Below are 22,370 nucleotides of genomic sequence, written 5' to 3'. Positions count from 1 at the left end.
TCCTTATGCAAATGCGTTACAATATTCCAGCCACATAGGTTGTTCCGGGAACTGGTCAATAAAGGTTGGGTCAGCATCGTCACCCTTGAACTGGCGTTCCACGGTAACGCCGACGCTAAAGCTGAGGAAGAGGATTTCGATCTCAACCTCGATTGTTGCAGTACCAAATACCTTCCCGTTTCCTTGCCATGTAAGCTTAAGTTCGAATAGCAGCGATACTCTGATCAGCCCGAGTACACTCAGATTGCCGGTGAGTTTAAAGTAACCGGTTAGTTCGCTTTGCTCAACGTCCTTGCCATCAACCTGCTTTATCTCCAGCTTGTAGTAAATCCCGGCCATGACACTGGCACCACCGGAAGCAACGCCGCAGTCAAACGAGAAGTTGCCGCCAAACTCAAAGGCAGCTTCGAGCATCCGCACACCCTTAGGCGTGATTTCGATACCAAAGAAGCCACCGCCGCCAAACATCATGATGGTGATGCGGAACGGATTGTCCTTGGTACAGAACGCGAAATATGCCGAGAATGGTCGTCCGTCAAACGGGATGGTAACCCGCATCAGGAAGCTTAGGTTCTGTAATGAGAACACTCCAACGGTAACGTTGGGTAGTGTAATTGTAAGTGTAGCCGATACCCCCGATGGTTGAACGTCGAACGAGAACGAAAAGCCAACGCCGCCGGCACTGCCACCGCTTGGGATCAGGTCTTTAAGTTTATTGATAAACGTGAGGGGGCCGGCAAATTCCACCGCTTCGATATCCGGATCGATACTTGGTTTTTCGCCGATCTTTACCGAGAGAGCGATGCGGTTGAATTTAATAATCAGGAACTGTGCTGCACCGGTACCAATGAGGTTCACAATGAAGTTCGAGATTGAACCAAAGAGCAGAACTTCGGGCGGATTTAGATCCAGGCCCTTCTTTATTTCAGCTTTAAGGTACAGGATTGCCTTATCGGAATCATTGGAGGGTGAGGAATGCAGTGGCACCAGAATGTCACCCGGTGTACTCTTGATTTCCGTCTGCCATTCAAAAACCAAGTTCAGACCTTGTTTGAGAATGTTAAGGGCATTATTAGCTTCCTCGTACATTTTATATGCTTCGTTACCGGCTTCTTTCAGAGGTTTAAGAGCCTTCTCGATTTCAGATTTCAGCTCGTTGGCTGCATCTTCAACCTTCTTCTTCCACTGCTTAATCTCGGTTTCGATATACTTTTTAATTTCTTCGGCGCCAGAATTAAGTTTCGATACTGCTTCATCAATCTGATTTTTAACGCTGGCGGCAACATCCAGAGCTGCTTGTTTGGCTTCTTTGACTTCCTGATTAACGCCATCAGCAATTTCCGAGGCAGTATCTTTTATCTTGTCAACCTGATCCTTAACCTCTTGCAGCATGGAGGCAACATCGGCGTTCGACATTCCTTCCTTGAGTTTGTCGCCCATGCCAAAATCATCTTTTTTATCAAGACCAGGCATTTTATCCAAATTGCTCAGCACGTCCATCACGAAACTGAGAACATCCTGGAGCGTGATATCGCCAAGAATTTTAGCATTCAGCAGGTCGCTGAAGTACTGCATCGGATCAAAATTCCCTGCTGCAACTACCGCATTCTTGAGCTTGTCAGCCATTGCCGCAATCTTGGCTGCTTCGTCAGCGAAGTTGCCGACCAACGTGAAGTCACCCGGGATCGGACCCATAAGCCGAGAGAGTGCGCCAATCCCGATACTTGGTGCTGCTATGCCGCCGGACTTATCGGACTGTGCCGAAAAATTCATTTCAAGTGGCGACAGGAGGTTTACGAACACCTGGGCAGTATTTTTCACCGCATCGAGGCTGACCGAAGCAGCCCCCTGTCCGGGTGGTGTTCCCTTTTCAAAAGCATACTTCAGATAGGATAGGAAGTACTCAATTTCTCGTGGTTCATTCGTGCCCATGAGTTCCGCAACCTTCTCGATGACAACGGAACTCTTCTGCATTGAGGGGAAGAACCTTGGTGTATTGATTTCGGCTCCGGGAGCATAATAGCCATTCAGCAGAAAATTTTTCGTTGGCAGTGACGTATCGCCTTTTTTTGCTGATGGAGCATAGGCTATAGACTGTCCCGCCATGTTAACAGTGCGCCGTGCGGTCTCAGTCTTGTATTTGTTTGTAATCCAGTTCTGACAGTTGGCACCCGTGGCATCGGTATTTGCGATAAACGCCAGGGGAACCGAAAAGTGAATATCGTTATTATCCCAGTCGCGGCCAATGCATGACCATTGTACATCCTGATTAACACCATTATTGCTGAAAACCGGCCACAAACTATTGCTGCCCATGCCATTGCCAAGTGCAATCGACAATGTAGGTGATGAGCCAGCCGGCGTTTGCTGAAGGTCAGGTGAAAACAGGTTAGGCGTTGTCTTTGTTGTTATTGTAATTTTCCTGAATGGGAAGCCCCTTCCCATATACTCCATACCATCGAGACCGCTGGCAGGCAGGTCACGTTCCGGCTGACGCAGGATGATGTACAGGCGCTGCATTAAATAGGCAGCCATGTGCCCCCTGGGAGTGCGAACAAACTTGCGTTCTGTTTCTTTGACCAGGGTGGCGCGGTTGCCAAAGGGGAATAAGAAGCCTTTGTAGCATACCCGAACAAAATGGTCGCGTCCCTGAGTGCCGCGCTGAATCCATGTTTCAACGTCAAGCTGGTCCTGTCCAAGGGGGTCCCAGTTACCCGCCATGTCGGCCCATGCCCCCAATGCCGTGAGCATTAGCTGGTTAACCTTCACGGGGAGATTCTTGGTGGCCATGTCGTAATCGCTGGTAAGGCGAACAATTTCATGGCGATCCCGCCGGTTGAGTGAGGTTCTGAACGGACGTTCCTTAAACTTTGCCGGCATCAGGTAGTCGGTTCCATAATCGGGACTCCAGATTGCCCGCACGGTCCTAAAGTATGCGGCTTCCTCGCTTACAGTGCCGTCACTGTGTTTCACGCCAAGGCGGGTATGCCACAGTTCGGTCCGACGATTTTCAGTGTTGGTTTTGGGCTTTGCAGAATGTGACCAACCGGCGTACACGTTTGGTGACAACATTACCCTGTACGGATATTCAATAACGGTTTCGTCGGATGCCGGTACCTTTATTGGGGGCTTAGCCAACTGTGCAGCAAGATACCCCGCAGCAAAGGTTTCAGTAAACATGTTTGAGAAGTCAGAGTGACCCTGAAACTGGACCTTAACCTTGGAGTTCACGTTACTCGCTACAGCCGCCTTGGAGCCCTTTAGCATCAGATTTGCCGAGCCGACCTGGAATTGTTTGCTGCCTCCGGAATCCCCTCCAACTTTTTTCTTGGCTTTACTGGTGCCGGGTTTGGGATCTAAGGCAGCTTCTGCCAATGTGTATTTCCCCAAAAAAGCTGTCTGCATAATTGCCAGCGCAAAGTCCGGTTCAGGTGGTTTGGCACTCGGCGACACCCGAAGCGTGAATTTGCTCCAGTCCAGCAGTCCTTCGATAGAGTAAGTTCCCGAATAACCGTTAGGAGTGGTAAAAACCAGGCGGGAGGGATTGGAAAGAACACTTTCGATTGGGGGTTCACCAATAGGCTCATCAACACCCGAGTTTTTCGGGGCGCTTGGCGGAAGTGGTGGATTGGGATTGGCGGGTTTGTCAGGTCCGTTTACATAAAAGAATGCGCGCTCAGCAATATGTTGCGGCTGGAAGTGGACAATGAGTTTGCCTGTTCCTCCAAAGGTGCCGGCGCCTTTGTTTATGGTGAGGCCCGCAAATTCGAACGAGAGTACAACAAGGTCATCAGGACGGATCACGGTAACAACCGGATTACCGGGTAGCGTAAGGTCAAACTTGGGACCAAACTCCCTGTACTTGGCCTTCATTTTTGCCTTGCCAATACCCTTCACGCTGCTTGCGGCATCGTCGGAAGCCATTTCCACATTCTGGATATTCTGTCCGCCTACCTTAAGTTCTCCTTTATTTAGCGTACCGGTTCCCAATTGCAGCGATGCAAGTGAGTACGATGGTTTAGGCAATGCCATGGCATATACGCCAGCTGGCATAAGGGCAAGGTGAACGCCTGGTTTGGTAACCGTTGGCTGGGTAATCGTTCCGTCAATCGGGATGGTATATCGCCGCAACCCGGGTGCAACCACACACTTGGTAATGCGGTTGCCAACACGCTCAAGCTGAAGCGGCGGGATACCCGCACGATCCGAGAGCTCCAGGCTTACTCCGCCAACAATCACCCAGTTGGGTGATTCGGAGTAATTGGCAACAAAGGCCTCGTGCACTCCGTCAGCACCAATACCATAACCATACCGCGGGTTGCGCAGTGGCAGTGTTGCATTGAGTTCGTGAACATGCACGGCAACCTTGCCGTCGGTTGGGCCTTCGTAAAGATAGGCCTGACGGTCGTCGGTTGATGATTCGATGGTGAGAGTTTCAAACGCATCGTTGTGGGCTACCACGTCCCAGCTTGGTGTGTCAACAACATGGACAGGGACGTCCCAGCTGTTGTTACCACGGTGCAGACGTACCAGACTGGCAAGTTTGGCAGCCGGAACCAGCATAGAGTGCGTTGGGTTAAGCTGAATATCGGCTCGAACAGCGTTACGTTCTGCTGTACCAGCGGCTGTATGGACCTCAGCACGCACCGTCCCCTTGGCCGAGAGCGTCCACGACGGACGCATTTGAAACCGCGCTCCGGAACCAATGGTAATGCCGGCGTTGCCACAGACGATACTAAGTGTTTTTGGTACCTCTACTTCGGGGACATCCTGATCAAGCAGCCAGGGTACGAAAGGGGCTTTAAACGAGATGTTAAGCTTATTGAGTGTTAGCGTAAGGGAGGACTTTGTGGTTCCTTCGATAACGGCCGTGAAGTCGGCAGGTATCGTTGTACCGGGGAAGAAGGCAGACCGTAGCTGAAGTTGAATTGCGTTACTGCTCTCCTGCACCGTGAGTACCGGCGTGCCATCGAAGCTTGCGGGATTGATAACCCACCTGTCCTTACCGGCTACCTGAAATGCAACAAGCTGTTTGCGCCGGACCATACTGAAGCGCGCAGCAAAAAGCTGTCCGACGGCTGATGCCAAGGGTGCCGCTGCCAGCGACAAGGTCCCGGCAATGCCCAGCGCCTGCCGGCGTGACAACGCATATTTGCCGGGATATTGTGCAACACCTGAGAGCCTTACCGGTTCCGCTGCCACACCGGGCGTACTGTTGCGAACAAGATTTGAAAACGAAAGCAAACGTTTCATAAGTCAACCCCGAATAATCTGCGTGAATATACGCTTTAAACTTGCAAAAAAGTTCCCAGTTTTTATCAATGCTGATCTGGTGCTGACAAAATTCCATGGCCCGGGTCCGGAGCGCTGTAATTCGGATGTGTTTTTGTCTACTATCGCTTTGTTCTGGAACAATTCCCGGGCCTCTTCGTAAGCGTTTGTGATAAAAAAAGGTGATGTATTAATATTTCGCCTGTAGTAGTTGTAACACGCAAAGGATGCAACCACAAATTCGTTATGTTCGCTCTTGCATCGGGAAGTAATTGTAATTATCTGGGGTGTGCTATGAAACGTTATTTATTAAACATAGCAAGTATTGTTGCCGGCCTTGTCATGACTGCAGTTGCACTGGTGGCTCAGCCGGTTCTGGTTGATGTGCGGCTTACCCAGCCCCCTATGAATCAGGTAAAGATTGCTGATCTATGGAAAATCGAGCTGGTAAACAGGTCGCGGCAGACGGTTAGAATTTATCTGCGCGGGACAGCCGAAGAGATGTCGGTGCCCGATGGTATTGTTGCCGAGGCCCATAGTGCCGAGTTCGATGTACCGCCCGGGGTTTTTCGGGTGACGGCCGCTGGTATTTCGCCAATTACACACGATCAGTCCAATCCGCGTTACCGTGATGCACTTCTTACCACCGGGAACGTCCCTACAGGCGATTACAAAATCTGTGTGGAGGCGTACGAGGTGGAAACCCAGCAGATGGTTGGGTTCGACTGTAAGTTCACAACGGTAAACCGGATGTCGGCACCGATTCTGATTTCCCCGGTGGATGAGTCGGCTGTTCCCGATAAGTTTCCGGTGTTTACGTGGATGGCTTCGGTGCCTCCCGGACCAGGTCAGCGAATTAAATATAAAATCACAGTTGCCGAAATTCTTGGACGACAAACGCCGGAAGATGCGGTGACCCGAAATCCGGCATGGTTCACACAGCGTAATCTTGAAAGAACGCTCATCCAGTATCCGGTGTCAAGCCGAAGCTTTGTAAAGGGGCAGAAGTATGCCTGGAAGGTTGAAGCATACGAAGAACGGGGTACCATGGTTGTACCACTTGGCGAAAGCGAAGTGTGGTGGTTTACCTATGAGCCGTTTGGCGAAGGAGATGGCGGAGATGTCACTGCTGTGGTTCCAACACAAAAGAAGAACAATCAGTCTCTGGAGAAAAGCGATGAATGTCCTGGAGAGAACTGGGACTTTGAAATTGGAACATTGGGATGCTGGGAAGTCCAGGGTGAAAGCTTTTTCGATGACCCCGTGCTTGATAAACATCCGGTTTTTGGAGCTGTAGGGCCTCAGGGGAAATACTGGGTTAGCAGCTATGGACAGTTGAGTTCGGATAAAGCGCAAGGGACGATGATTAGCGTTGACTTCCGGATTCAAAACAGTACCATATCGTTTCTGTTCGGTGGTGTTCCCAACGAGAATTGTCGTGTAGAACTGCTGCTCGAGCGTATAGAATCGGATACATTTAGTTTTCAAAAACGTACACTGCCGGGATCCAGCTCTACCTGGTTTATTGCCAATTCAACACCAATGAGCGCCGCGGCAAGCAGCGACCGGTTTACTCCCGTAGAGTGGGATGTGCTGCCATACCTGAATCGAAACGCAAGAATACTGGTAATTGACTCGTCGGAAATCGGACATGTTAACGTTGATGATTTTAAGTTTTTTGACAAGGAAAAACTGGACAAGGTGAAGTATCCGGTTCAGGTTATGTCGGCCGGAGAACGCCACAGCTTAGTTGGTACGCCTGCAAGCAAACCGGCAGGACTACTGCAAAGCAGTCTTCTTGATAATCTTGAAATGGTAAAAGCAGGCGATATCGCCATTCAAGGTGTGATGGTGGTTAATGAAACATCGCCGGCACAAAAGGGTCATACGGCGTCTTCTGTCCTTGGTGCAGGGGCTGCGATGCAATCTGCCAAGGTAAAGGATAAACCGTTAGGCGGTTACCAGACAGGCGGTACAGGCGGACAGTCTGCAGACAACGACGTAGATGCTGGTAGCGAGGCTAAGCCGATGATAGGAGGAACCGTTGGTGGTGTAGCCGGCGGTTTTGGTGGGGTGAGGGCGGTGAGTACCGATAATATCCAGGTTGCAGACCTTTCGGATGTTGAAATGGATAAAGGGATCAAGTCGGTGTTGGATGCCTCTGCACTGGCTAAAATCACTGATAAGGGTAAGGTATGGGGCTGGGGCGATAATTTGTTTAACGTGGTTCGGGGTGGCTTTGGAAGCGTTGTGAAAGAACCTAAACAAATTACGGACTTTGAAGAGGTCATGTCACTCGAAGCCGGAGTATGGAATTCGTTTGCAGTTGATAAGAAGGGCGTACTCAAAGGCTGGGGCAGAAACAACTTCCGCCAATTAGGCTTGCAGGATGAAAACGGAAGGTCCACTCCCACCACGATCCCTGGTGTGGCGAATGTTGTGAAGGTTTCATCCGGACCATTCCATACTGTTGCGATTAACAAGTCGGGGCAGTGTTATGTGTGGGGCTGGAACAGAGCCTATGCGTGCGGGTTCCCTGCCAACTTACACATTAACCCAACTACTAACCAGATTGATAGTTCAGTGTATTTATCTGTACCTGCATTGTATCCTAAGCTACAAGGGGTTGTTGATATTGCAGCCGGTGAAGGGCATACCCTTTCGCTGAACTACATGGGCAGGGTGTATGCCTGGGGTAATAATTGTCATGGCCAGACCGGTGCATCTGATGATGAGGCATATACCACGGTTCCAACGTCAGTCACATTCCCTGGCTACCAACCTGTGTATGGCGGAAAAGGTGCAATAAATGGTTTTGTTGCTGTTGCAGCAGGGTTCGACCACAGCCTGGCCCTGAATGCTGATGGTAAGGTTTGGGCCTGGGGTGGTAATGCAAGCGGACAACTGGGCGATGGTGAAACGGAGGACAGAGCACAACCCAAGATTATTCCTGATCTTCATGATATTCGCGCCATTGCTGCCGGTGACGGTTTCTCACTGGCACTGGACAGTAGCGGTGTAGTATGGGCATGGGGGAATAATGTTCTTGGACAGTTGGGCGACGGTACCCGCGTTGGTAAGTTTAAGCCGGTTAAGGTTGCCCGCTTAGAAGGGGCTCAGGGAATCGTTGCCGGTGGCGCCCATGCAATGGCAGTACTGGCTGACGGTAGTTTGTGGACGTGGGGTAACAACTCGTTTGGTCAGTTAGGCGAGGGTAATATCATCAACCTTGTCCCTGTGCCTTTGAATCCGGCAATTGGTCCACTACGCGTTGAGCGGTTAGCAACCAAGTGACCAGCAGCCAACGATTGGGGTGTGCTGTTAGCATCCTGCTGATGGCATTGACTTCTGGCCCTGCCAATGGCCAGTGGTTCTCATTCGGAGCCAAGGGCGGAGCTTCACCGGTATGGCTGACAGGTAATTATCGGATTTTAGGACAGGCGTCGTCACGCCAGGGTACGTTTCAGGAACAGCCGCCCGACATCTGGCGGGCAGAGCTTAATCCCACGTTGTCACTGTACGGACTTCCCGTAACGGCAAATCTTCTGGTAAGTTCCGAGCAGCGGGATATCCGGCAAAATATCAATGCCTTTTCGGTAACACTTGATCCGGATGCAATTAAACGCATTGTTGCCCAGCGTGCAACAACCATGCTCGAAGCGTATGCACGCTCTGAAGCGGGTGAGTTGCTTGACCGGTATGATTCAATAAAGGACTCCCTGAGTACGTACGATCCGGAAAAACTGAAGGAGCTGGAGCAATATCGCAAAATTCAGGAAATGCGTGAATTGGCAAATGGCGATATTACAAATTACTCCTCAGTCCTGCAGGAAATGGGCCTGATGTCGGACGTAGAAGATTTTATGCAAAAACTCCCGACCGTAGGATTTGGTACGGTATTCCCAACATTCTCGCCACTTACACTGTCGGGTGCCAGAGTCTCGGGTGGCTGGGGCGAGTGGAATCCGGGTGGTGTTTTTTACATTGCCGGTGTTTCCGGTACAACCCAGCGGCCATTGTATAGAGTGGATAGTATTCGTATTGATACGACGGTTTTTCGGACCGTTGACAATAGTGACTTTGGCAGACAACTGTACGGTGGCCGGTTAGGATTTGGCCGGCAGTCAGGTGCCCATTTTATTTTTACCGGCCTGTATGCAACTGATGATGCTTTAAGTTTAACTCTTCCCGATAGCGGGGTAACCAAGACACCTCAGCGGAATTATATCTCAAGCTTCAGCGTCCGGTCAGAACCGGTAAAGGGTATCTGGAGCTTCGAAGCAGAGCTTGCCGGATCGCTCACCGAGGGTGACCAGAGTGCGCCCCGAATTGGCAGCCCCGAGGTCCCTGACTTTTTAAATACACTTATTGACAGCTCGGTGAGTGCGTACATCGATTGGGCTTTTACCGGCAGTACCACAGTGAACCTGGCATCGTCGGGAACGCGTCTTGTTGCCAAAATCAGGCGAATCGGTGCAGGGTACAATGCCTTGGGAGTCCCCAACCTTCGAACAGACTATATACGGTACGATGCACGAATAGACCAGAAGTTCTGGAAACGACAGTTAAGTGTTGGTGCCTTTATACGCCATGATGAAGATAATCTTGCAGATGTCAAGCGCTCTACGAGCACGTTGTCAAGCTGGGGGGCTAACATTGGGTTAAACATCAGGACATGGCCGTTTATTCGCTTGTCATATTCGCCGTACACACAGGTTAATAACTCACGAGATACATTCCTGCAGTACCGGAACGAAACGGTGATTTGGTCAGTTGTTACCGGCCATGCGTATCGGCTGGGAACATTCGGGGCCAATACCACATTAACCCTCACCCGTCAGGATGCCGAGACCAAGAACCATGTTAACGATTATTCTGTCACGTCGGCTAACCTTTCGCAGAGCCTGAGTTTTACTATCCCGCTAACACTGTCGGCAGGTCTGGGATATATCGTGCAAAAAATGCCGCTGGAGGATGCCACGTCAATTGTTACTGTTGACGGAGCTGCTGCCTACGCGATAAGCGAATCGTTTAGCACGAGTGGCGGAGTAACGCTGGCTTTTGACAGTATGTATGGAACGCGCAGCGGGTTCTACCTGTCGTTACTGGCACAGTTAGGCGATTATGCCGATATTGATTTACGGGTGGAACGCAATATCTTTAATGAAAGCGTAATTCCACCTGTATTGGGGGGCAGCTATACTGAGAATATTTTCAGGCTGACAATTGGTAAGATTTGGTAGTATCTACCAACAGTGCTGAATCAATCCCGCACTTCCCAGTACTTGGTTTTCCGAAGTTCGCTAACCCACGCTTGTTCCAGCTTTTGCTTCTTGGCATACACGGCCATTTGTTCGATGGCCTTATAGTCGTATTCAAGTGATGGCCGGTGTTCGCGGATTAAACGCTTTTTGTAAATAATGTGATATCCCGGTTTTGTGGGATCGGCTGAATAGGGTAATGGGTCACTAATCCCTCCATCGGCAAGGTCGTTTACAACCTTCTTCATGTCAGGTGGCAGTCGCTGGACGTCCAGTTGCCCCATGGCTCCACCAAAGCCCTGTGTTTCGCGCTCTTCCGAAAACTCTTTTGCCAGATCCTCGAAATTCTCACCGTTTTCAGCCCGACCTTTCAGTGTGGTGAGTTGTTTCCTGATTTCGGCTTTGTCTTCCTCGCTTTGGCCTACTTTAATCAGGATGTGTTTGCAGTGGATGCTGGTTGGCGTCTTACTCACAAGTTCGATGATGTGGTAACCAAACGGACTTTCCACCGGCTCAGATACCTGTCCGGGCAGCAAGGCAAAGGCAGCCGCTTCGAAGGAGGGCACAAACTTGCCCTTTTCCACCGAGCCCAGGTCACCGCCATTTTCAGCAGAGCCGGGGTCGGCGCTATGGCTGCGCGCCAGTTTTTCAAACTCTACGCCAAGTCTGACGTTTGAGTCACGTATGGCAAGGGCAAGCGCAAGGGCTTCTTTCTTTTGTTGTTCGCCTGCCTTAACGTACTTCACGATGTGATACAGATCAACACGGTCAGGAATGATGGGCAGAGAGTCCTTGTACTCCTGATAGAACCGCTCTACATCATTACGGGTGGCTTTCACGTCGCCAAACATTGCTTCCCGCTTTTTATGAGCCAGAAGCTGCTTCCGGATTTCATCCCTGAATTCACGACGAATTCTGGTCATGCTCATGCCGTAGAGCTGTTCAATCCGTTGCTCTGACCCGAACTGTTGCACCATCATTGCAATCTGCTGCTCCATACGCTGACTAATCTCTTCATCGGTAACAGCGATGTTTGTGTCTTCAACGGCAGCGGCCAGGACAAGCCTTTCATTGATAAGCTGGTCAAGAACAAACTGACGCACGTTTGGGCTGCTTTTATCGACACCGGGATTTTGCTGAGCCATAATCGAGACCTGACCGTCGATATCGCTCTTTAAAATGATTTCTTCGCCAACAATGGCAACAATTCGGTCTAGGGCATCCTGTGCACGAATGCCAGCCGGGTTCACTACAGCGAACGTAAGGCAGGTAAGCCAAAGCCCCTTAACAAACAGATTAACGCCAGATGGCATTGATGGCTTTCTGATTAAGTGTAACTGTGTGACGCTTCCGGACACTGTCGAGCCAGGAGTTGGTAAGTTTCTTTTGCAGCTGGTCCTGGTACGCTGGTGCCAGTTCTGACATTGCTTCTTCGAATGTTTTCTGCCGTGGCGGCTCAATAGCGTCCAGACGGATTATTGCAGTCCCGCGATCGATCGTGAACGGTGAAGAAATCTGTCCAACCTTTAACCCGAGCTCTTCCACCTTGCGTGCAATGGCACTGGTCTTGGGTGATAGCGCTGTCGGATACTTGCCACTGGTTTCGCGCATAGCCTGACGCTGCGTGTGTGTGCGTGCAAGGGTTGTAAAATCTGCACCGGCCAGCAGCTGTTGCTGAATGTTGTTGACGGCACTGTCGGTAAGCATAAATATCTCCGACACAACATATCGCTGATCAGTCATCCATCTGGAGCGGGTAGAATCAAAAAACACCCGTGCATCGGTAGTATCGAATTTTAGTTTACTCCAGACTTCCTGCTCTTCAACTTTAAAGAGCAGAATGCCATCATTGAACTCACGCATAAGTGCGGCAAACTCGGGATCGGCTTTATCCAGGTTTCGTGTTGCCTGTTCCAGCAGTATTGGATCGGTAATTTTATTTGCTGCCCGTTCGAAGCCGGTTCTGTTGAGTGTGTATCCCCGCATATCCATACGAATGTGCATGGAGTCGGTAAGATCTTTTACAGTTAACCCGCCTGCTGGGTAGCTGTAGATGGTTTTGGGTAATTGATCGTCGGGAATCTTTTTCCACCATGACGTGTCGCTGGAGTTCTTTGTCGTATCAATCGTATTCATCAGCGTATTAAACACATCGGTATTCCAGTGGTATCCCCAGGCATTTTTCAGCGAATCGTAGTGCTGACGCTTGTCGTCTTCAAAATAGAGTCGGCGATATGTTTTTTTAGCATTATCGGTTTCGGCTATTGCATCCGTATGTTTTGTTGAGTCGCGCCGTATGATATGTACGCCATATATGGTGTGTACCTTGGTTGAAATTTCACCATCACGGAGTGCAAACACGGCATCCTCAAATTCAGGGATCAGGTGAGAGTTGTTGCTTTCTAAGCCGGCAGACCGGGAATACGGAGCACCCAGGTATCCGCCGCGCGGTGCGGAGGCGTCATCATCGCTGTACGTTTTAGCCAGGGTTTCAAACACATCGCCCTTTGAATCAAGTCCACGGGCTTTCAAAAGTTTTTCTTGTTGCGCTGGCTTGGCTTTCAGGATTGTAATCAGTGAGTCAGCCAGGGCGTTTGTGGCGTTACTGTCACGACCTTCCTTTACCTGTAGCAGGATATGCCGGAATTTTACGATATCTCGGGGTCCCCTGTCGTTCACCTTAATGATGAAGTAGCCAAACCGTGTTTCGACCGGGGTAACCGAGTAGGCACCGGTTTTGAGCGAATAGGCTTCGTCTTCGACGGCTTTAATGATGGAACCGCCACTAATCCACGGGAGTTGTCCGCTCTTTGCACCCGTTTCCTTATCATCGGATGAATCACGGGCCAGTTTGGCAAAATCAGCTCCCTGGTTAAGCATCGCAATTAATGCTGTTGCCTTGGCCTTGCTCTGCGTGGTATCCCATCGGTCGTCATTGGGTTTGTGGACAGCGCACAGGATAACCGACATTTTAATTTCGTCAAGCCGACGCTGTGCTAGCTCAGCAACCCTCTTGTTTACAAAGGCATTATCAAGATACCAGGTTTCCGCAAGCAGCTTTCGGTTATTGGCGATATCGGCCTGAACATTTTCGTCTTTATCAATGCCGCGATCTAACGCATCGGCTACTTTCAGACGGTAATTGGTATAGAGTTTCAGGAATTCAAGGGCGGTATCCCGTGGTACGCTGCTGAACGGGACTTCCCGGCGTGAAAGGTTTTTCTGAAATGCCCTCTGTACTTCGGCATAGGTGACCTTTTCGGCGCCGACGGTAGCAAGGACCTGGTTTGAAAGATCATTCTGAGTTTTGGAGGTCGTGCTCCGGGCTGACTTGTTGTGTTGTGACTGAAGCGGGGCTGTGCCCAACGATGCCAAAACCAGCACCGTAGAAAGGAAAATGTAACGCATTGCCAAAAATACGGACTAAGATTAAAGGAATTGTGTTTCTGCCGAAACACGTTGGGCAACCTGCCACACATTTCCTGCACCGAGTGTTATAATCATGTCGCCATGCTTCCGCACCGTCTGCAGGATATTGGTTGCATCATCAAGGGTTGGAGCATACAGTACGTTGAAGTGTCCGGCAGCCTTGGCTGCTCTAACGATGGTTTCACCCGTGATACCCGGGAGGGGCTGTTCCCTTGCAGCGTACACATTGGTAACGATCAAAACGTCGGCCTGACCAAAACTGTTACCAAATTCATCGGCAAGGTCGCGGGTACGGGTGTACGTATGTGGCTGAAAAACAACAACAATTCGCCGTTTCCAGCCGTTAGTCGCAGCCTGCAGGGTACTTCGAATTTCGGTAGGATGGTGGGCATAATCATCAACCACCATCAGGGATTCCGTCTCGGTTTTAATCTCGAACCTGCGATATACGCCCGTAAACTCGGCAAGTGCCTCCCTGATTTTCTCAAAGGGGGCCTGGCAAACAAGGGCTGCAGCGATGGCACCCAGGGCGTTGCGTACGTTATGGTCACCGGGAACGTTCAGCGTGATGCTCCCCAAAGGTTCTGAACGGTACAAAACCGTAAACGTGCTGGAGCGTTCGGAATACACAAGATCCACGGCTCGAACTGTGGCATCGCTGGATAGACCAAAGCTAATGGTAACCTTGCTGATCAAAGGAAGAACTGACCGAACGCCCGGGTCATCGATACACACACACGCTGTTCCGTAAAAAGGTACCTTGTTGGCAAACTCCACAAAGGCAGTTTTAATCTCGTCCAGGTTGTTGTAAATATCCAGGTGGTCGGCTTCGATGTTGGTAATAATGGCAATGGTGGGAAGCAGCTGCAAAAACGATCTATCATACTCATCGGCTTCCAGAACAATCCAGTTCCCGTGGCCCAGGCGGGCATTGCTGCCACCCAATCCACGCAGTCGGCCACCAACGATGACGGTAGGATCGAAACCGGCTTTCATCAATATAAGCCCACTCATGCTGGTGGTTGTGGTTTTCCCGTGGGTGCCGGCAATGGCCAGACAGTATTTAATTCGGGATAACTCCGAGAGCATTTCAGCCCGCCGGATAATGGGTATGCCGGCATGGGTGGCTGCAACAGTTTCAAGATTTTCTGAAGGGGCTACGGCACTGGAATAAACAACCAGGTCAGCACCCAGAATATTCGTACCAGCGTGTCCGATGAAAACCGCAATACCAATGTCTTCCAGCCTGTCTGTGGTATCACTGCGGACAACGTCTGATCCGCTGACGGTGAAGCCCTGACTTAACAGGATCTCGGCAATACCGCTCATGCCAATACCACCGATACCAACAAGGTGGATGTGCCGGATAGAAGAGAAATTCATTCGTACATCTCCGGTCGCCGGTCATGAAAAACGTTATTGAATTCGTTAAAGCTCTTGTTCCTGGTATCGGCAGGGTTTATCTCAACAGTCAAAACATGAGTTCCGGTGCCGGCATTAGCCTCGACAGTGGTAAGTGCGCGTCCGTTATAGCTGTAAATGGTACTGCATCCGTTAAAATGGACCGATTCAGCATTGTTGGTTTCCGTTCCTTCGCGATTGGCAACAGCCAGAAAAACCTTGTTTTCCAGTGCCCGCGCCGGCATCACCATCGGCCATACCTCGGTGACCAGATTCGAGGGTGCAGCAACAACATCGGCCCCACGGAGGGCAAGGGTTCGGGTGCTTTCCGGAAAACGCCAGTCATAACAAATCATAATACCCAGATTACAATCGTGCTGTGGTATCTGTACAACCTGGAAGCCGGAATCACCGGGGGTAAAGATTAACTGCTCTTTGTAAAACAGATGCGTCTTCCGGTACACGTATTCGGGTATGCCCAAGCCCCCTACAAGAGCACTGTTAAAAAAACGGTCAAGACCGTTGTTTTCCGGAAAGCCAAACACAACAACTTTTTTCTGTACAGCAGCACGGTTGACGAGCGAAGTAAGGCGGGGGTCGGAACGGTGGAGTGCAACGCTTCTAACCTCGTCAGTCGTTTGCATAAAGTAGCCGCTGGTACTTAATTCCGGGAAAACGATCACATCGGTTTTTGTGGTTGAAATGATGTCGGCCATGGCCTCCAGGTTAACGTCGGTGGCCATGTATTGGGGCGTAAATTGAACAACGGAGAGCAACATAATTCTAAAGCTGAATAACGATTGAAAGCAGGTGTGTTGACGATGGTGAAACTATAACAGCCTGATGCCCTGGGAGGACGGATTCTGCAGCCATGAAGAGTGTGGAATTCAGTTTGTTTACTAAAATGCCGCTTGCTACACCAATCACATAACCGGTGAGTACGTCGCTGATGTAATGGACGCCCAGGTTCATGCGGCTGACCCCTGTGGCAAGGGCATACAGGACGGATGGCCCGATAACGTACCATACAGGATAGCGCAGTGACAGTGCCGTAGCCAGGGCCGCTGTTCCGGCAGCATGCGAGCTGGGAAACGATGGATCGGTTGGTTTCTCGTACCCTGTAATGCAGTTGGGATATGCGGCAAACGGACGCTCCCTGGTAACGATATACTTCATTATGGTGCTTGTGCCGTATGCCGTTAAAAGTGTGACAAAACTCTGCAGACCCGTCTCGGCAGCGTAACGCTGTGCTGCCGCCCCGTTGGTATTGGCGGTTGCTGCTGATCCCAGCCAGAGGAGTGCGGGGACGCCAAACGTCACCGGCAGCAGGGCGTCACTCACTGCCCTCGAGGCGCCGATTGTGGTTTCATCGTTATGCCGGTTAAATTCACGTACGATTCCGGCTTCCCACGACGCAGCAGTACAGTTGTCCTGTTGCGCCTGCGTCTGCACCTGCAGGAACAGTGCACACAGGATGCTAAGGCCAAGACCTGTACGAAGCCCGTAGGAACAATGTGGTGGTATGGTTTGGAATGCCGGGAACACAGTCTGCAATTTAGGACGATATGCAGCTCTTACCTGCATTGCCGGATAAGATTTGAAGCCGGGACGTCAGCTGCAACATGCGTTCTGGTGTAACTTCGCACATGGTTATCGCAATTGTGGGAGCTACCGGACTGGTTGGCCGAACGATGTGCGCCGTACTGCACGAGCGCAATGTGGAATTCTCGTCGCTGCGCCTACTGGCATCCTCTCGCTCGGAAGGAGAAGTAATAGCCGTAGGCGGAATTCCGTACACGGTAGAATCGCTTCAGTCTGATTCGTTTCAGGGTGTTGACGTAGCACTGTTCAGTGCCGGTGGAAGCATCAGTAAAACGTATGCACCCATAGCTGCTGCGGCGGGTTGTATCGTTATTGACAACAGTAGTGCCTGGCGTATGCACGGTAATGTACCCCTTGTTGTTCCCGAAGTTAATCCGCTCGACGTAGAACAGCATCACTCCATAATTGCCAATCCGAATTGCTCCACAATTCAGCTGGTGGTGGCTCTGCATCCGCTGCACCGGTTATTTAACATCAAGCGCGTTGTTGTAAGCACGTATCAAAGTGTGAGCGGCGCCGGACAGAAGGGAGTCCGCCAGCTCGAAACCGAAATTGGAGGTGGAACCGCCACCAACCGGATCAGCACTCATAACCTTGCTTACAATACCGTATTCCACACTGCAGATCCAGCGTCGCCGGCTGATGCACCTGTCACCGAAGAGGAAGCCAAGATTGTCCGCGAAACCCGGCGAATTCTGCATCTTCCGGAATTGCCAATGGCAGTAACCTGTGTGCGAATACCGGTAACCGGTGGCCATGCCGAAAGCGTAAGCATTGAGTTTAACAGCGAGCTTCCGCCGGTTGAAGAAATCAGGGCGCTCCTGGCTTCGGCACCGGGGATCAATGTTGTGGACAACCTGGTGGCCGATGTTTACCCAACCCCACTCTCGGCACAGAATACAGATGCAGTGCATATCGGCAGAATCCGGCGCGATACATCGGTACCTCATGGCCTGCAGATGTGGGTTGTGGCCGACAATCTTAGAAAGGGCGCCGCAACGAATGCAGTACAAATTTTGGAATTATTGCAAAAGTTACAAACTGTTCGTAGTGATAACGCAGAATGAACCACGTTGACCCGGATATGTGTACTGCATATGGCGTGATAATGGCAGGGGGCTCAGGCGAGCGCTTCTGGCCACTGAGCCGCGCCAACCGGCCTAAGCAGTTGTTGCCGCTGGGAGCAGACGGCCAAACCATGCTTGAAGAAGCAATCCGGCGGATCGAGCCCGTTATTCCTTTGGATCGGATTTTGATTATCACGGGCGGAGCATTGCGCGATGCAATTCTGGATGAATTGCCATGGTTTCCTGCTGATAACGTGGTTGCCGAACCTGCAAAGCGGAACACCGCTCCGTGTTTGGCGCTGGCGGCTGCCATCATTGAAGCGCGCCATACTCAGGCACAGGCGCATCCGCTGATGGCAGTACTCACAGCCGACCATTTTATCGGTGACGAGGCGGAGTTCCGCCGGAATGTAGAAACCGCACTAAACCATGCCTGTAGCTGCAACAGCCTAGTAACGCTTGGTGTACAACCAAGCCGTCCCGAAACAGGATATGGGTATATCGAGGTTGAGGATCATACATCAGCAGATAGTCCTGTAAAGCAGGTAAAAGCATTTAGGGAAAAACCGGATGCCCCCAAAGCCCTTGAGTACATGCGGGGAGGTAATCACCTGTGGAACAGCGGGATGTTTTTCTGGCGGGTTGACGTGTTTATTGAACAGATGCAGAAGCACTTGCCGGATGTTGGTAATGCTATCAGGCCGTTAGCGAGCTTGCTCCGGTCTTCATCCGGGCCTACACCGGCGGGCGATGAATTAGGTGGGCTGGCTGCCCTGTTTACTGCACTGCCGAATGTAAGTATTGATTATGGACTGATGGAAAAAGCTGACAGCGTTGCAGTTGTTCCGGTAGGGTTTGTGTGGGACGATGTTGGGAGTTGGGACTCGCTGTACAGATTACGCAACACCAATGATAACGGTACAGTGCATCAGGGAACCGTAATCGACGTGGAGAGCACAAACTGCGTTCTGATCAATGCGGCTGACAGTAGTCACGTGCTTGCCACTGTAGGGGTGCAGAATGTTATCGTGGTGGTAACACCCGATGCCACCCTTGTATGCGCAGGTGATAAGGCACAACAGGTACGAGATGTTGTCAGGGAACTTCGCTCGCAGGGACGTACCGATGTTATCTGATAACCTCCCGGAAGCATACCACATGGTTGCCGTAGCACTTGATCTGCCCGACCCAGGGATGCAGAATTCAAATGCCGATGTCCATCGGCTGAAGGCGATTTTAACCGAGCGAATTACCGAACTGCTAACAAAGAACCCCGAGAAGCTGATGGCAGCCCTCTATCGGCTGGATGTTAGTGAGCATAGTATCAACGAGGTTTTTAATCAGAGTTTGTCGGAAGATCTTGCCGAGAATATCTCGGACCTCATCATTGCACGTCAGGTTGAAAAACTGGTCACACGTCGGGCGTACGCACAGCAAAAGGGCGCAGAAGGAGTGTAATGGTAACGTTTTTTCATAACATATCAAATCTGGTAACATGCAGTGCCGGCGGCAGCCATACACGAACCGGAAATGACATGGGATCGGTAGGGTTAATTAAGAACGGAGCAATACTTTTTGATGAGCACATCATTGCTGTTGGTGAAACTGCTCAATTAAAAGAGCACTATCCCGATGTTGTTGCAGGTGCAGAACACGTGGACTGTAGTGGTAAAACGGTGCTCCCGGGATTTGTGGACTCGCATACCCATCTCGTGTTTGCGGGGACACGGTCACATGAATTTTCGCGTAGGCTTGCCGGCGTCCCCTATACACACATTGCAGCTGAAGGCGGTGGTATCCTGACCACCATGAATGCAGTGCGGGAAGCATCAGTAGGGCAGATAGCAGCACAGGCAACGAACCTTGCCCTTTCGGCGTTACGGCACGGGACCACAACAATCGAGATTAAGAGCGGGTACGGACTCAGTACCAAGGCCGAGCTGAAACTGTTGGAAGCTGCCGAGATGGTACGCCGGCAGGTTCCGTCAGAAGTCCACATCACCTTCCTGGGTGCTCATGACGTTCCGCCTGAGTACAGGAAAGCCCAAGCCCCTTACACTCCGGATGACTATGTAGCAGAAATCATTGAAACCATGCTTCCGGCAGTCGTCAGGCAGGGATATGCCACAGCGTGTGATGTTTTTACCGACAAAGGGTTTTTTACGGTGGAGCAGTCCGAAAAGATTCTTCGGGCAGCACGGGATCTGGGTTTGGCAATACATGTTCATGCCGATGAAATTGCCAATATTGGTGCGTCGGCGATGGCAGCACGCTACAATGCCTACAGTGCAGATCATCTTGAATGTATCAGCTCTGAGAACGTTGTGGCACTTGCAGAATCGGGTGTTGTGGCCACACTGTTGCCGGGTACGGCATATACGCTTCGGTTACCGCCACCACCGGCACGAATGATAATTGATAGTGGGGCTGTGGTTGCACTGGCAACAGACTGTAATCCAGGAAGTAACTATAGTGAGAATATGCAACATGTACTGTCACAAGCCTGTATAATGCTGCACATGAGTATCGAAGAGGCAATTACCGCAGCTACGCTGCATGGTGCACATGCTCTGCGCATTGCCAACAGGAAAGGATCGCTGGAACCGGGGAAGGATGCCGATATCGTTGTGTTCGGTGTTCGCGAGTATACCGACATCGTTTATCATTACGGAATCAACCATGTTGACAGTGTTTTTATTGGCGGTCGGCGGGTTGTTTAATCAGACAGTCCCAATGCCCGGGTAACATCATTGTCAAAAAGCGTACGATTGCTGCCCAGAAGCTCTCGCCGGGCCTTTATCCAACGCTCCTTGTTTGCGCCATAGTGTACCAGAGCTTCTGGTCCTTCGGGCATTTCCATACCCCAGTGGAACGTGAAGGGCACTGATGCAGATTTTAATGCATGAAAAACAGCTTTGTGGAAGTCGTGGGTACCCTGACACTTCACACCCGGCAGTTCAATCACAGCAGTTATCGGAAATTGTGCCATCCCCAGGAAGGCGCGTGTTTGCTTGATGTAACGAATAGCAAAGATGCCCGCATAGTTCAGCAGCGGAGTTCCAATGGTACGCAGTAGATGCAGAACTGCGGCAGTGTGCTGTAATGGTATGCCAACCTCAGTGCTGGTGGCCATGCCAAACACCGTTGGTTGCCGGTAGGTGGCGACCGGTGTATCCACGAATGGTCCCACATCCTTGTACGACTTATCCAGCAGGGTGTGTAACGACTGCGGGATCAGCTCGGGCGACGTATTTCCCACCAACCCAACAACACCAAGCATGTTGGTGCCCGGCCGAATGTCGGTGTTTGCAGGTGCCGGGATTGTTGCCGTATTGAGTTCCACCCGCTCCATCACCGTGCAGTGCACCGTACCGTTTGAGTTATGAGGATTAACCACGAATGTTACGTCGTTAACAGATGTAGAGTTGACGGACGGGATAAATGTGTGCAGCGCGTCAAAATCAAGCGTCTGCAGGATGTGATCCAGCCCGGAGCCAACAAAAATGGTTCGTCGGACAGCCTTGATTTTATGCAACGGAATCGTGTTGACCAGGAAGCCCATAACAAACCCGCACGAGCCAAAGCTGATAAGTGCTGTATTAAACAAATCATCATTACGCACCAGGCGTGCACCAATACGGTCTGCGAAATTGTGGGTAACTGCAGGAAGAGTAGCACGCTCCAGCCATAACACATCATCGGGCTCCGGACCTGTTATAACGTGTATAGCAACAACAGCATCGCTAACCGAACCAAAATGATGCGCCGATGCATGTGTGCCGGTTGATACCGCACCTCCCAACGTCTGATTTGTACACGTACCCGACGTAGGCAGCGTCCGCCCCCTGCCTTCCAGGTACCGGTACACCTCCGGCAGCAGTGTACCGCACTGAAAATAAAATAAGTTAGAGTAGTGGTATGAGCTTTTGCTATCCATGCACCCGTAATCTATCGGGTATTTCAGGGTCAGGTGCCGTGTGTTAACCATCAGGTGTGGCGAGGTAGCCACGGCGGACAATGAAAGCCCGCCTCCATAGGCGCGCATGCTGCCGCCTGCATTGCGTACCTGGCCGATAAGCCTGCGAACCGTATCGGCGGTGGCCTGAACATCGGTAAGAACCGTTGTTGGCCTGGGAGGGTATGGCGGCCAAAGTTCAACCAGCCGCTCTACCGACAGCGAAATGCTGTGGTTACGATTAACCCATTGTCCCGTTTCTTCGGTGGTAAAACTTTCTCTCATCGGTTCCTCCGCAGTATCATAAAATTGTAACGATTCAGGTATGAGTTCAGAGTTGTAAACTACTAAATGCAGCAAAACATGGATAGAGTTTGTGCGAAA

13 protein-coding genes are annotated in these 22,370 nt (G+C 50.9%); 6 read left to right on the top strand and 7 right to left on the bottom strand.

The genetic code is table 11. The features are described 5' to 3' along the window. Positions 1-3: 3 nt before the first annotated feature. Entirely contained in the window at positions 4-5,253 is a 5,250-nt protein-coding gene (locus tag HRU79_03925) for a hypothetical protein (protein ID QOJ25840.1), read from the bottom strand. A gap of 312 nt (positions 5,254-5,565) precedes the next feature. Between HRU79_03925 and HRU79_03920 the strand changes: the two genes are divergently transcribed. Further along, positions 5,566-8,565 carry a hypothetical protein gene (locus tag HRU79_03920; protein QOJ25839.1) on the top strand — a complete coding sequence of 1,000 codons (3,000 nt, stop codon included), beginning with the start codon at positions 5,566-5,568 and terminating at the stop codon, positions 8,563-8,565. Positions 8,566-8,606: 41 nt separating this feature from the next. Continuing rightward, on the top strand, positions 8,607-10,514 hold the full coding sequence (locus tag HRU79_03915) for a hypothetical protein (GenBank protein QOJ25838.1): 1,908 nt from the start codon (positions 8,607-8,609) through the stop codon (positions 10,512-10,514). Between the two features lie 20 nt (positions 10,515-10,534). Here the strand turns inward: HRU79_03915 and HRU79_03910 are convergent, their stop codons facing one another. Genes HRU79_03910 through HRU79_03890 form a run of 5 tightly spaced genes read right to left on the bottom strand, consistent with a single transcriptional unit; the run spans position 10,535 to position 16,946 of the window. Next, a complete protein-coding gene (locus HRU79_03910; GenBank protein ID QOJ25837.1) occupies positions 10,535-11,845 on the bottom strand; it encodes a peptidylprolyl isomerase in 1,311 nt (436 codons plus the stop codon). Then, the gene (locus tag HRU79_03905) at positions 11,829-13,940 is read right to left on the bottom strand and encodes a peptidylprolyl isomerase (protein QOJ25836.1); all 2,112 of its coding nucleotides are present in this window, start codon (positions 13,938-13,940) and stop codon (positions 11,829-11,831) included. The genes HRU79_03910 and HRU79_03905 overlap by 17 nt, the downstream gene beginning before the upstream one ends. 21 nt (positions 13,941-13,961) lie before the next feature. Continuing rightward, entirely contained in the window at positions 13,962-15,344 is a 1,383-nt protein-coding gene (locus HRU79_03900; protein QOJ25835.1) for a UDP-N-acetylmuramate--L-alanine ligase, read from the bottom strand. Continuing rightward, positions 15,341-16,144 carry a carbon-nitrogen hydrolase gene (locus HRU79_03895; protein QOJ27259.1) on the bottom strand — a complete coding sequence of 268 codons (804 nt, stop codon included), beginning with the start codon at positions 16,142-16,144 and terminating at the stop codon, positions 15,341-15,343. The genes HRU79_03900 and HRU79_03895 overlap by 4 nt, the downstream gene beginning before the upstream one ends. A 1-nt stretch (position 16,145) precedes the next feature. Next, positions 16,146-16,946, bottom strand: a complete 801-nt coding sequence (locus HRU79_03890; GenBank protein ID QOJ25834.1) for a phosphatase PAP2 family protein — start codon at positions 16,944-16,946, stop codon at positions 16,146-16,148. Between the two features lie 62 nt (positions 16,947-17,008). On the opposite strand from HRU79_03890, the gene HRU79_03885 reads away from it, so the two are divergent. Genes HRU79_03885 through HRU79_03870 form a run of 4 tightly spaced genes read left to right on the top strand, consistent with a single transcriptional unit; the run spans position 17,009 to position 20,751 of the window. Further along, entirely contained in the window at positions 17,009-18,031 is a 1,023-nt protein-coding gene (locus tag HRU79_03885) for an aspartate-semialdehyde dehydrogenase (GenBank protein QOJ27258.1), read from the top strand. Beyond that, on the top strand, positions 18,028-19,167 hold the full coding sequence (locus HRU79_03880; protein QOJ25833.1) for a mannose-1-phosphate guanylyltransferase: 1,140 nt from the start codon (positions 18,028-18,030) through the stop codon (positions 19,165-19,167). The genes HRU79_03885 and HRU79_03880 overlap by 4 nt, the downstream gene beginning before the upstream one ends. After that, on the top strand, positions 19,157-19,489 hold the full coding sequence (locus HRU79_03875; GenBank protein ID QOJ25832.1) for a hypothetical protein: 333 nt from the start codon (positions 19,157-19,159) through the stop codon (positions 19,487-19,489). The genes HRU79_03880 and HRU79_03875 overlap by 11 nt, the downstream gene beginning before the upstream one ends. Continuing rightward, entirely contained in the window at positions 19,489-20,751 is a 1,263-nt protein-coding gene (locus tag HRU79_03870; protein ID QOJ25831.1) for an imidazolonepropionase, read from the top strand. The genes HRU79_03875 and HRU79_03870 overlap by 1 nt, the downstream gene beginning before the upstream one ends. On the opposite strand, the gene HRU79_03865 is transcribed toward HRU79_03870, so the two are convergent. After that, a complete protein-coding gene (locus tag HRU79_03865) occupies positions 20,748-22,271 on the bottom strand; it encodes an FAD-binding oxidoreductase (protein QOJ25830.1) in 1,524 nt (507 codons plus the stop codon). The two genes, HRU79_03870 and HRU79_03865, sit on opposite strands and share 4 nt — an antisense overlap. Between the last annotated feature and the right edge of the window lie 99 nt (positions 22,272-22,370).

Source organism: Ignavibacteria bacterium (assembly GCA_015709655.1).
Lineage (GTDB): Bacteria > Bacteroidota > Ignavibacteria > Kapaibacteriales > Kapaibacteriaceae > OLB6.
Note: the sequence above shows the minus strand (reverse complement) of the source record. Positions and strands in the feature narration are given on the sequence as shown.